General features: G+C 33.3%; 11 protein-coding genes and 1 pseudogene. 1 reads left to right on the top strand and 11 read right to left on the bottom strand.

The genetic code is table 11. The annotated features are described in order from the left end of the window. Positions 1 to 68: 68 nt before the first annotated feature. Entirely contained in the window at positions 69 to 653 is a 585-nt protein-coding gene (locus H8911_RS06055) for an RDD family protein (protein WP_186999023.1), read from the bottom strand. A 15-nt stretch (positions 654 to 668) separates the two neighbouring features. Next, entirely contained in the window at positions 669 to 2,576 is a 1,908-nt protein-coding gene (locus tag H8911_RS06050) for a BglG family transcription antiterminator (RefSeq protein WP_369410294.1), read from the bottom strand. A 150-nt stretch (positions 2,577 to 2,726) separates the two neighbouring features. On the opposite strand from H8911_RS06050, the gene H8911_RS06045 reads away from it, so the two are divergent. Beyond that, a complete protein-coding gene (locus H8911_RS06045; protein WP_186999021.1) occupies positions 2,727 to 3,608 on the top strand; it encodes a YitT family protein in 882 nt (293 codons plus the stop codon). Positions 3,609 to 3,625: 17 nt separating this feature from the next. Here H8911_RS06045 and H8911_RS06040 read toward each other — a convergent pair whose 3' ends face one another. From H8911_RS06040 to H8911_RS12450, 9 genes and pseudogenes are all read right to left on the bottom strand, one after another. Further along, on the bottom strand, positions 3,626 to 4,288 hold the full coding sequence (locus H8911_RS06040) for an MmcQ/YjbR family DNA-binding protein (protein ID WP_186999020.1): 663 nt from the start codon (positions 4,286 to 4,288) through the stop codon (positions 3,626 to 3,628). Between the two features lies 1 nt (position 4,289). After that, a complete protein-coding gene (locus tag H8911_RS06035) occupies positions 4,290 to 4,943 on the bottom strand; it encodes a nitroreductase family protein (RefSeq protein WP_227402680.1) in 654 nt (217 codons plus the stop codon). 6 nt (positions 4,944 to 4,949) lie between these two features. Further along, complete coding sequence (locus H8911_RS06030; protein ID WP_186999019.1) at positions 4,950 to 5,837, bottom strand: hypothetical protein; 888 nt, start codon at positions 5,835 to 5,837, stop codon at positions 4,950 to 4,952. 75 nt (positions 5,838 to 5,912) lie between these two features. Beyond that, positions 5,913 to 7,014 (bottom strand): peptide chain release factor 2 gene (prfB, locus tag H8911_RS06025; RefSeq protein ID WP_186999018.1). Its coding sequence is split into 2 segments (ribosomal slippage): positions 5,913 to 6,941 and positions 6,943 to 7,014, totalling 1,101 coding nucleotides; the frame shifts between segments, so codons are not numbered across the junction. Next, positions 7,014 to 9,410: a preprotein translocase subunit SecA gene (gene secA, locus H8911_RS06020; protein WP_186999017.1), complete on the bottom strand. Its 2,397-nt coding sequence runs from the start codon at positions 9,408 to 9,410 to the stop codon at positions 7,014 to 7,016. Before secA ends, prfB begins: the two co-directional genes overlap by 1 nt. A gap of 98 nt (positions 9,411 to 9,508) precedes the next feature. Further along, the gene (locus tag H8911_RS06015; RefSeq protein ID WP_117926241.1) at positions 9,509 to 9,985 is read right to left on the bottom strand and encodes an S-ribosylhomocysteine lyase; all 477 of its coding nucleotides are present in this window, start codon (positions 9,983 to 9,985) and stop codon (positions 9,509 to 9,511) included. Then, positions 9,973 to 10,959, bottom strand: a complete 987-nt coding sequence (locus tag H8911_RS06010; RefSeq protein ID WP_186999016.1) for an A/G-specific adenine glycosylase — start codon at positions 10,957 to 10,959, stop codon at positions 9,973 to 9,975. Before H8911_RS06010 ends, H8911_RS06015 begins: the two co-directional genes overlap by 13 nt. 21 nt (positions 10,960 to 10,980) lie before the next feature. Then, positions 10,981 to 11,943, bottom strand: coding sequence for a type I phosphomannose isomerase catalytic subunit (locus H8911_RS06005; protein ID WP_186999015.1), 963 nt, complete (start codon positions 11,941 to 11,943; stop codon positions 10,981 to 10,983). Positions 11,944 to 12,195: 252 nt separating this feature from the next. Next, positions 12,196 to 12,675, bottom strand: a pseudogene (locus tag H8911_RS12450) (hypothetical protein); the annotation flags it as partial.

The raw sequence follows: 12,675 nt of genomic DNA, 5'->3' as shown, positions 1-12,675 counted from the left end.
TTAGCTGTCTTTACTTTATCACAGCTATTGATAATGAATTCACTAAATGTTTTCCTACATCTAGGAAATTACTTTTCCGTATCTGCCACACTAATAATATGTGTATTCGCAATACGGTCATGAAGCATTTTTCTTGATGGACTTGCCATACCCATTAGAATAGAAACAGCACTAATAATTCCAAATACATATACCGCCATATCCATAATTGGAATGCCTGTAACGATTTGAATCAATTGACGCAAATAACTTGAACTATTCGCAATATAGCCTTCAACGATCATGATTCCTAGTCCTTCGCGCATTAAAATTGTTTTAAAATCTACATCCGATTCATCGTTTTTCACAACCTTTAATTTCATAATGCGTTTACCAAAGGTTTGTCCTTTATATACATACAATTCAAGAATCACAAAATATCCTAAATAGAATACAATCGCCAACAAAGCTACCAAAATATTGTATGGGGCCGGAATTTTAGATAAGTCTTGCGATACGGAAGTTGTATGATTTACAATGCTTCCAATTAAGACAATAGGGATTCCAGCAAACATTGTTGCCGCATACCAATCAATCAGATAGGCAACGCCTCTATAAAAACTATTTACTGAACTTTTCTTCAGTTTTACTCCATAACGATGTGTTTTATCCATATTTGCACAACCTTTCTATTCGATTATTTTTGATATAAATTCTTCATAGCTTTGACTTTCTAATAAAGCCACAAAATGATTTGCGTTATTGATCATACTGCTTAACCAATCAAAGAACATAACCAAAGTATCTTTGTATGCTTCATTAATTGCCAGCAACATAACCATCTTCACTTCAAATTCTCCCCATTTGATTGGTTTTTCTAAAAACGCAACAGAAATCGAAGATCGAAAACTTGCCATATTCAATGAGTGTGGTACCGCAAATGAATACACAAAACTTGTGGATGCCATTTTTTCTCTTTGAAGAACTGATTTTTTAAACGCATCATCACTGTAACCAAGTTTTTTCAAGTGGTCACACATATATTCAATTGTTTCTTCTGGTGTTTCTGTTTTTAAATTCAAATGGAAAGTTTCAGGTTCAATCAAATCAATGATTTGAGCTTTAAACTCATTTTGAAATCTCTTTTTATCCAACGCATTTAACGTTTGGAAAATACGACTCTCATCTTCTGTTGTGATAAACACAGAAATTTGAACCGTTGGAATATCTAAATTATGTTGTAGTGGTGACGTTGTTAGAATCAAATCTGGATCTAATTCTTTTATTGTCTTTTCTTCAAAATAACTCACACTTTGAATCACATCCATGCGTTCGTTAAATAAGAAATCCACTTTCTTAAGTAAAATATCACCAAAAGCCTGATCCACAGGATAAATCATAATGGCTTTATAATGTTGATGATTATGCGTTCTTTCATAGGCAGCACCTAAATGAAGAGCCAAAAAGCCTAGCTCATTTTCAGAAATATCGATTTCTAATTCTTCATTTAAAATCTCACCAACACGAATAGACAATTCAAAAACTAATGGGTACTTTTTCTTCAATTCTTGAAGATACATATTATCGATATGAATATTTTTATTCTTTCTTTCAACCAACCCTTGCAAATGTAGTGAGATACCAGAACGTAAATCTACATCTTTTGAAAAGTCTATATCATAGTCTGATTTAATAGATTCGATAATTTGCGAAACCAATTCATTCACATTGTAGCCATGTTTACTATAAGCAGAAACCAAATCATTTTGAAGGTTCATTGAATTTTTGCCCATCAATAATAAGGCTAATAATTCAACTTCGTTTTCATTGATATCAATACGCACAATTTTAGATACACGATTAAAGAATTCTTTGGCAATCTGATATTCTTTTGTGTTTTCAAGATCTGTTCCACGACTTGTTTTGATGTAATTGTGGTGCAACATCCTTTCAATCGCCACACCAATATGTATCATCAACATAGGAATTGCCATTTCACGAATACGATAATTATATTCTTTTAAAATATTTTCCATGATATCTTTGACTTTTAATAAATCAAAACCTTTAAACATACTCGAAAGCTTATTTAGGTTCAAGAAATTTCCTTGCGTCTCTTCCGTAAGTAAATCTTTATAGAGTTTGCGCATTTCATCTTCGCTACCCTCTAAATGAATGTGATTTTTAGAGCGAATCAATTTTAAATCGTTATAATTCTCTAATATTTTCTTAATTCTTTTGATGTCATTATCAATTGAATAACCACTAATAAACACTTGATCTTGTAGATCCATCAAGTTTAATTCTTTTTTCTCAAACAATAACACACGTATAATATACACACATCTTTCTTGAGGTGTTTGAGGTATTATAAATTTTTGTGCTGTAGGCAATGTAACATTAATTTCATCTCGAATATGATATCCACTTCGTAAGTTGGATTCAATAATTGGCTGTTCATAATAGCGATTGATCGCATCGATATCACTACGAATTGTTCGATCCGATACCTGCATAAGCTTAGAGATTTCTTTTCCTGTCATCCACGCCTTTGTATCATTCAACAATAGAACAATTTTCTCTTGTCTTTTATTCACTTTTAGTACACCCCCATATTTATATTTTATATGATTTTCCCTCTTTATTAACATGCGTTTTTTCCTAATATTAGGAAATTTCCTAGTACAAGGAAGGAAGCTTCAAAGAATTAAAAATCTTTTCCAATATAATTATCCATGGTGATTCGCATGACAAAAGAAATTCGACATTTTTCAAAAAACAAAAATCTACACTTAATACTTTCAGTTATCATGACCATATTAAGTGCTTTTATTCAAGTATATGTAATTCAAGTCTTTATGAATCCGTGCAATTTATTGTCTAGTGGATTTACCGGAGTTGCGATATTAATTCATAAAATCTGTAATTTATTTAACATCCATTTTTCTATTTCATTAGGAATTCTTATGTTAAATATTCCGGCAGCATTAATATGTTATAAATCTGTTTCAAAACGATTTGTATTCTTGAGTTGCCTACAGTTTGGACTTGTATCATTCTTTTTAAATATTTTCTCTTTTACTCCCTTCTTTGATGATCTAGTCCTAAACGTATTATTTGGTGGATTCTTATATGGAATTGGTATTACACTCGCTTTAAAGGCAGATGGATCTACTGGCGGTACAGACTTTATAGCCCTGTACATTTCTAATAAGATTCATAAAAGCTTGTGGGATTATGTCTTTATTTTTAATACGATTATTTTAATTATTTTCGGTCTTTTCTTTGGATGGGTACATGCGGGATATTCAATTATCTTCCAATTTATTTCAACCCAAACTATTTCTCGTTTCTATCACAGATATGCCCAGATTACTGTTGAAATCACAACCGAAAATCCAGACATTATCACAAAGGCTTATACAGAAAACTTCAAACATGGTATGAGTGTTATTGATGCGTATGGGGCTTACAGTAATAAGAAATTCTATATTTGTAAAACAGTTATTTCGAGCTATGAAGAAGCTGATGTGATTGATTGTGTATTAAATGTAGCGCCAAATGTCATCATTAACTCATATAAGACGAATCATTTTTATGGCAAGTTTTATCATCAGCCAATTGGCTAAAAAGTATGAAAGACGCATTATTTGCGCCTTTTCTTTCTTGTTAAATTGTAACTTTTTGAAACCAATTCCATAATTAATGAATCAGATAATGTATCATCTAAAGCCAAAGATATCCAACTCTTGTGATTCATGTGATAAGCCGGATAAATTCCATCAATATCATAGTGTTCTTCGCTTTTTAGATTCATAATGTTTACCATACGGGTACTTCCATCTTTTAAAAGAGCGTTCCACTTCACATACATAATAAGGGAAAACCACTTATTATTGTCTAAATGACGAAAAACACCATTGTCATCCTTCCATGGAAAATCTGGTTTTACTCCATAAGTTTGAAAAATCCGATTCGTAATGCGATTCGCTTGATCATCCGCAAAGAATACGTCTGTACAACATATATCCGCAATTCTTTTTAATATGGATTTGTATGCTTCACGAACTTTACAGATACACTCTCCATCATAGGATTCGATGCGTAGCGGCATATATTCTTCATCACTGAAATTATCAATGACTTTACCTTTTAAAACATCCGATATTTCAATTATAGCTTTAAAATTTGAATCCATAAAGTCTTCTGTATAGATATATTTATTATCCACTATTGAAAAGTCAAAACTTTTTAGCTTATCAAAATCAAATTTCTTCTTTAAAAAGATTTCATCCTCAATATGTATCATATTAACTCCATTCAAAATTTGATTTACCTGCACCAAGCTCAAAGAAATATTTTCCTATGCCTAAATCGATTTGTGATAGAGGTCCATTTTTCACTTTAAAACTCACTTTATTTCCCACACCATTTACTATATACGGCTGTCTATTTAAAGCACTTGGTGCCAATAATAAAGCTTTGATACCCGCGTTAAACCAATCTGGAACTACTCCTTGGTAATGGCTAATTTGATCAGCTGTCTTTGATTTGTGCGGTACACCCTGTGTTTTTCCATATCCAATCGCAATGACACCATTGACTCTAACATCTTTATCATATAAATGTTTAAGAGCATTCTTGCCATTAAACATACCTCCACACCACCATGTATTTAGCCCAAGGCTTTGGGCATACAAAATTAAGTCAGCGCCACAATAGCCTATCTTCTCATCCAAACTTGAACATTCTTTACCTGCAAGAATGATATAGTTTTGTACCGTATTATTCGACATGAGTCTAGCCAAACTAGAAATACCATCGGAGTTGTTCATCACGAGTTTCAATGTCAAATCATACAATTCATTGTTTTGTTCAATACGTGCATTTAATAAACTTATTAAATCAACATCTAATGGTTTATCTAAATATTTCCGTACTGTGTGTCTTTTTTCAATCATCATTTTCTCCTAAAATAAGTCTAACATTGCATCTAAATACATTGCTTCACGAACATGAATTTGGTATTGTGGTTTTACCATATAGTAAAGAATAAATTCTAATAATAGGGCACTTCCTAAATCTCTTCCTTCGATTTTAAAATTTGAATAGCCCATAGGAACATAGATATTTAAAATATCCTCTAAACTAATAAATGCAGGATTTTCCATCACTCTAGAAAAACGATACCCTTCCTTTGAAAAAGGGGCCTTACATACATGATCCATACAATCAATACCTAGATTTTGTCTAGAAACCGATTTATAACATTCCTTACGATCTTTACATCCATACCAGCAACATTCGTTACATAAAAATTCTACCTTTGGTTTATATACTTCAGATAGTGAATTCAACTTTTCTAATTGTTTATTCAATCGAAAATCAGGGACTACATACGTAAAGTCTGAATTTTCTACTTCCTTTTCAAAATCATTAAAATCCGTTAATACTTTTGTGGTTGAAGATACAAAATATAGATTTGGATATTTTGATTTCAAATATTTCATCAATAAATCTGAATGAATAATAATCCCATTGTTTAAATCTAAATTCAACAATCGACATAATTCATTGCATTTTATATCGGATAAATGTTTTTCTTCAATCAAAGAATTACTAAATGTAAGACGTGAAGATATATTGTATTCTTTCATCAAAGCAAATACTTTTTTTGGATCACAATCTGCATAACTGATGCGTCCACCAGACCATATACAATCAGATGGTGAGCCATAAATAGAGCCAATCTTACACCAGTCATAGAAATATTCTGATTTATTTTTAAATAGGGGCAAAAACTTTTTATAAAATTCATAGAATTCAAATAAGCCCGGTAAATGATAATATACATTCATATTCTTAACCTCTTGATAAGAGTATTTTACACTTTTATGAGCGAATATAGAAAAATCCAACCTTTCGATTGGATTTTATTGAATTTGTGATTTTAAATACGCAAAGATGAATTCATCAAGATCTCCATCTAATACAGATTGAACTTGGCTTGTTTCATAACCTGTACGAACATCTTTAACTAAGCTATATGGATGCATGACATAGCTTCGAATCTGGCTTCCCCATTCATTGGCTGACTGCACACCTTTAATTTGAGCAATCTTCTTTTCTTGTTCTTCAATTTCTAATTGATATAAACGAGACTTTAAGACACGCAAACATTCTTCTCTATTTTCATGCTGACTACGTCCATTTTGACATGTAGCCACAATACCCGTTGGCTTATGCACCATACGAACCGCGCTATCCGTTTTATTGATATGCTGTCCTCCAGCACCTGAAGCACGTTTTGTTTCTACAATCAAATCTTCTGGTTTGATGTCAATTTCAATTTCATCATTAAATTGAGGCATAACATCTAAACTCGCAAAAGAAGTGTGTCTTCTAGCACCTGAATCAAATGGCGAAATACGAACTAAACGATGTACTCCCTTTTCGGATTTCAGATAGCCATAAGCCTTATCTCCTTCGACAAGGAAAGTTACACTTTTAATACCAGCTTCATCCCCTGGTAAATAATCTAGAACACTCACTTTAAAGCCATGTTTTTCTGCATATCTTGTATACATACGATACAACATGCTTGCCCAGTCACAAGACTCGGTTCCACCAGCTCCAGGGTGAATTTCTAAAATGGCATTGTTTTGATCATATTCATGACTTAATAAGACTTGGATTTCAAAATTCTCGAATTTCTTATCCATATCCGCATATTCTTCTTCGGCAATCATCATCAGTTCTTCATCAAATTCAGACTTTAATTCATCAGCCGTATCATTTAGTGAAGTCAATTGTAAATCTAATTCTTCATAACAATCCACAATATCTTTTAATGCGTTTTTTGCACGAATCACTTGTTGAGCTTTTTTTTGATCTTGCCAGAAATCTGGTTCTAAAGTTTGTTTATCATATTCTTCAATTTGTTTATTTTTACTAGATAAGTCAAAGTGACTCACCTAAAGAATGTAATTTCTCTAGGTGAGTACTCACTCCTTGTTTCAATTCATATAGTTCCATTAAGCTGCATGCTCCTTACGAATACGAACCTTTAATAAAAAGAATGTGATTTCACGATCAATTCTTTGATTCATTTCTTCAAACATATCGAATCCTTCTTGTACATATTGTTGTAGAGGGTTATTTTGTGCATAAGAACGCAAATAGATACCACTACGCAATTTATCCATCATATCAATATGGTTGATCCAGTTACGGTCAATATTACGTAACACAACTGTCTTTTCAAAAGGCAAGAATTGACGCTTAACATCTTTGATTTCAGCTTCATATTCATTCCAAATCTTATTTACACAATATTCTTTAACTTCATCATAAGACTTTCCTTCAAGTTCATTTGCACGAATCGCCTTATCTTCAGCCATACCCATCATTTCAATGGATTTAACAACGCCTGCAACATCGATTGTTTGTTTCTTTTGATCCGATAAATTAGCTTGTAAAGTTTGTTCAATTGTTTTTTCAAATACAACACGAACCATATCATGCACTTCATCTACTTCTAAAATACGATTGCGCTGTGCATAAATAATTTCACGTTGACGACGTAATACATCATCATAATCTAACAATTGTTTACGCATATCGAAGTTATATCCTTCAACACGTTTTTGAGCCATTGTGATTGATTTTGTAACTGCCTTTGATTCAATTTGTTCATCACCCATTTTTTCAAATAGCTTTTGTAGCTTGTCGCCACCAAAACGAACCATCAATGAATCTTCTAAAGATACATAGAAACGTGAGAAACCAGGATCTCCTTGACGACCAGAACGTCCACGCAACTGGTTATCAATACGACGAGATTCATGTCTTTCACTACCCAATACAGCTAAACCACCTAATTTACGTGATTCTTCTGTTAATTTAATGTCGGTACCACGACCAGCCATGTTTGTCGCAATTGTAACTGATTTTGGACGACCCGCCTTTGCAATGATTTCTGCTTCACGAGCATGGTTTTTCGCATTTAATACTTCATGAGGAATATGTTCCTTATTTAATAATTGTGAAATAACCTCACTTGTTTCTACCGCAATCGTACCAACTAGAACTGGTTGTCCTGTTTCATACAAACGTTTTACTTCACGTACCAATGCAGCATATTTATCTTTTTTATGTGCATAGATTTCATCAGGAAGATCCTTACGAGCTACTGGACGGTTTGTAGGAATAACAACAACTTTCATATTGTAAGTTGATAAGAATTCTTCTTCTTCAGTTTTTGCGGTACCCGTCATACCAGCCAATTTTTCATATAGACGGAAGAAGTTCTGGTATGTGATTGTCGCCAAAGTCGAAGTTTCTTCTTTGATTGGAACCCCTTCTTTAGCTTCAATAGCTTGGTGTAAACCATCTGAATATGCACGTCCTGGCATCATACGACCTGTAAATTGATCAACGATAACAATTTCTTTTTCATCACTAACTACATATTCAACTTCACGCATCATGATGTAGTTTGCCTTTAAAGCCTGGTTAATGTGGTGAACAAGTTGAGTGTGTTCAATATCGTAAAGGTTTTTGATCTTAAAGAATTTTTCCGCCTTATGAACACCATCTTCACTCAACATGATCTGACGTGTCTTTTCATCTATATCATAATCTCCAGAAATCAAAGTTTTTTCATGAGTAAACTTATCTGTTTCATATTCTGGAGCTATTAAAGTCTTCACAAAACGATCCGACTGAATGTATAAGTTTGCGGTTTGTTTTTTACCACCTGAAATAATCAATGGTGTACGACTCTCATCAATTAATACAGAGTCAACTTCATCGATTACAGCCATGTGAAGTCCACGCATTACACGGTCTTCAACTTCTGTAACCATGTTGTCACGCAAGTAATCAAATCCAAGTTCTGAGTTTGTTGTATATGTAATATCACATGCATACGCATCACGTTTTTCTCTTGGTTTTAAATCACGTGTATTTACACCAACAGTTAAACCTAAGAAACGATAAATTTCACCCATCCAGGCAGCATCACGACCAGCCAAATATTCATTGACTGTGATTACATGAACACCTTGACCTGCAAGTGCATTCAAATATACACACATTGTAGCTGTTAAAGTTTTACCTTCACCAGTCTTCATTTCTGAGATATCACCTTTGTGCATCGCAATCGAACCCATAATCTGAACTTTATAAGGTTTTTCGTTGATTACACGATAAGCAGCTTCTCTAGCTGTTGCGAACGCTTCAGGAAGAAGATCATCTACCGTTTCTCCATCCGCAATTCTTTTTCTATATTCATCCGTTTTTGCACGCAACTCATCATCTGATAATGCCTGCATTTCTGGTTCATATTTTAATACTTGATCTGCAATCTTTTCTAATGCAGATAATTCACGTTGTTCTTCTGAAAATAATTTTCCAAAAATTCCTGCCATAATATAAGTTCTCCTTTTAAAGACTATACTATATTTTAACATAGAAACGACACGATAAATAGGGCAACTCAAATAAAAAAAGAGAATTTCACATTCTCTTACACAATTTTTCTTTCGAACGGGTCGCAACTCATTCCCTTCTCTAAAATTTCTTTTGCCCATTCCTTAGCGCCAAATAAAGAATGATCTTTGTAGTTACCACACTCTTTTTCTTCTGTACCCGGAACATCTTCCCATTCTGTAGTTGTGATTAGCTCTAAAGCTTCTTTTACGGCAATCGCAACATCTTTACTTGAATGTTTTCCCCATGCTAAAAGGTGAAATCCTGTACGACATCCAAATGGTGAACAATCTAAATACCCAGTAATTCTAGGGCGAAGATATAATGCGAACAAATGTTCTAAAGTATGCATAACTCCGGTTGGTATCTCTTGTCGATTCGGTTGACATAAGCGAACATCAAAATTTGATACAATATCTCCGTTAGGTCCTTTTTCTTCACTTATCAAACGCACATAAGGCGCTTTTACTTTAGTATGATCTAAAGTAAAACTTTCAATTTCTACTTTTTCCATAAATACTCCTCTACTTGTTTCATAAACGGCATAAATGCACTTGGTAATGCGATATACTCTTCTATTTCTTCAATTGTTTTATAATTTGAATCTTCCCTATCTACTATACACAACGTCGCATCCATATGCCACTCCACATGTGAAAAAATATGTATATAAGGTTTTAATTCAATACTTTCTATAATATGTTCTGGTTTCGTTTCATCAAAGCCATAAAGTCCTGCCAACAAACCGGTATCCGCTCTTTTTACAACATGAACCTTATTTTGATGTATCCAAACATACACATGTTTATACTCGATTTTACGTGCACTTTTCTTTGGCTTATAAGGCAAAGAAGCAGGATCTGAAGCTTCGCAATATTTTTTGATTGGACAAATATCACACCTTGGACTTTTGGGAATACAAATAAGTGCTCCCAGTTCCATCAACGCTTGATTATAGTAAGAAATCTCTTCTTTTGAAGGAAGACTTTCATCTACTAACATTTCAATCTGTTTCTTCACACTTGTCTTGGTAACATCCTCATAAATATCATACAACCTAGAAAATACACGAATCACATTCCCATCGACTGCACTTACTCTTTGTCCATACGCAATGGAAGCTATGGCACCTGCCGTGTATGGGCCAATTCCAGGTAATTTTAATAATTCTTCTTTTGTGCAAGGTAATTTTCCATTGTGTTTTTCAACACATTCTATGGCACATTTCTTTATATTTTTACACCGCGAATAATAACCTAATCCTTGCCATAACTTATTTAGCTTCTCATCATCACACTTTGCGACACTCTCAATATTCGGTAACAACTGCATCCACCTTTTAAAATATGGAAGCATAGCCTCAATACGAGTTTGTTGGGCCATGATTTCACTGATCCATATTTCATAAGGCTCTTTCTTTAAACGAAATTCTAAAGGACGATGATTTTTAATATACCAGTCTATTAAATCTTTTTGAAATTCTTTCATAACTAAAAAATAGGCAGGGGATTAAACCCTGCTATATATCCATTGGCAGTTCCCTGTGATTTTTACATCACCACTATTCGCATCAATAAATACAGAATCTCCTTTATTTACTTCTAAAGTTGTACCATCATTTTCAATTGTCGCATTACCCTCAATCAACAAGATAGAACCAAAACTTTCATCATCAACATAAAGCGTTGTTGTACCATTCAATGTAGACTCATATGTAGTAAAGTATTCGCAAGTTGCCAAACGAGCAGTATCACAATCACCATTCTTTTCTTCAGGACCACATGGTTTAAAATCAGATTCAATCGGACTTAGATTTGAAACATCAATCGCCTTTTGAATATGTAATTCACGAGGTTTACCATCTTTTCCAACACGACCAAAATCATAAACACGATATGTTGTATTTGAGTTTTGTTGGATCTCACAAATCTGAATTCCTGCACCAATCGCATGAATTGTACCCGATTTTATAAAGAAAACATCTCCCTTATGTACTGGAACCGCTTTTAACACATCTAATAAAGTATTATCATGAATTCGACGTTCAAATTCTTCTTTAGTAATTTCTTTATTTACACCAAAATATAAAAACGAATCTGGTTCACAATCTAAGATATACCACATTTCTGTTTTTCCATATTCATGCTCAACACGAAGCGCATATTCATTATCAGGATGAACCTGAATTGATAATGGTTGTTTAGCATCAATAAATTTAATTAAGATTGGAAAAAACTCAAATGTGTTTCCCTTTGTTCCTAAAACACCCTTCCCTTTTTTCTCTAAATATTTAGGAAAAGATAAGCCTTGATATTCACCACTCGCAACAATACTTGGACCATCTGGATGCACAGATAATTCCCAGCTCTCCGCAACTGGATCCATATCTGTTTTTTTACCATAGTTTTCTTTTAGTTTAGTACCACCCCACAGGTAGTCTTTAAATGCAGGAGTTAGTTTAATAATTGACATTTTATGTACCTCACTTCTAGTTCTATTATAGTTAGTTATTCATATAATGTCTACTTCTCCACACTTCTTAAAACAACGTCTACATCAAGACTAAATATCATTATCTAAATGGTATCAATCCTGCATATATCTATATTTTTTTCAACTTATCAAGAAGATGGATGCGAAATCCACATCCATCTATTAAAATCCATTTCAATAATCTCAAAGATTTGTTCAATATTAATTGTTCCTTACACGTTTCGACTACACTTAAGCTTTCATCAATAGCCTTTCAATCGACTCTTCACTTACCGAGAAGATTGATGCGATACTTGAAATACTGAATCCTTTGTCTACCATTGTTTGATACATTTCAAGTTCTTTTTTCTCAATGCCTTGTTCAATGCCTTGTTCTATGCCTTGTTCAATTCCTCGTTCAATTCCTTGTTCAATGCCTTGTTCGATTCCTTTTTTTATTCCTTCAGCTTCCCATTCCTTTGACTTTACTTCCAGCCATCTCTTTTCAGCTTCACACATTTCAATCTCCTCCTTTTCCTCTAATTCTTCTAAATCCAACCATTCTACATCCGTCAATGTCTTGACGACTTTTAACACAGTGCTTTTCACAAGTCCAAAATGATTACTCGTTCCTTCATAAATAGACTGATCATAAATGCTTCGACATATGTAGAATAAATTGTGCACGTCTTCTTCATTAAAATTATATGAAGTATTTCCTGTGATTTCAAT

Origin of the sequence: Holdemanella hominis (assembly GCF_014306155.1) — a bacterium.
Classification (GTDB): domain Bacteria; phylum Bacillota_I; class Bacilli_A; order Erysipelotrichales; family Erysipelotrichaceae; genus Holdemanella; species Holdemanella hominis.
Note: the sequence above shows the minus strand (reverse complement) of the source record. Positions and strands in the feature narration are given on the sequence as shown.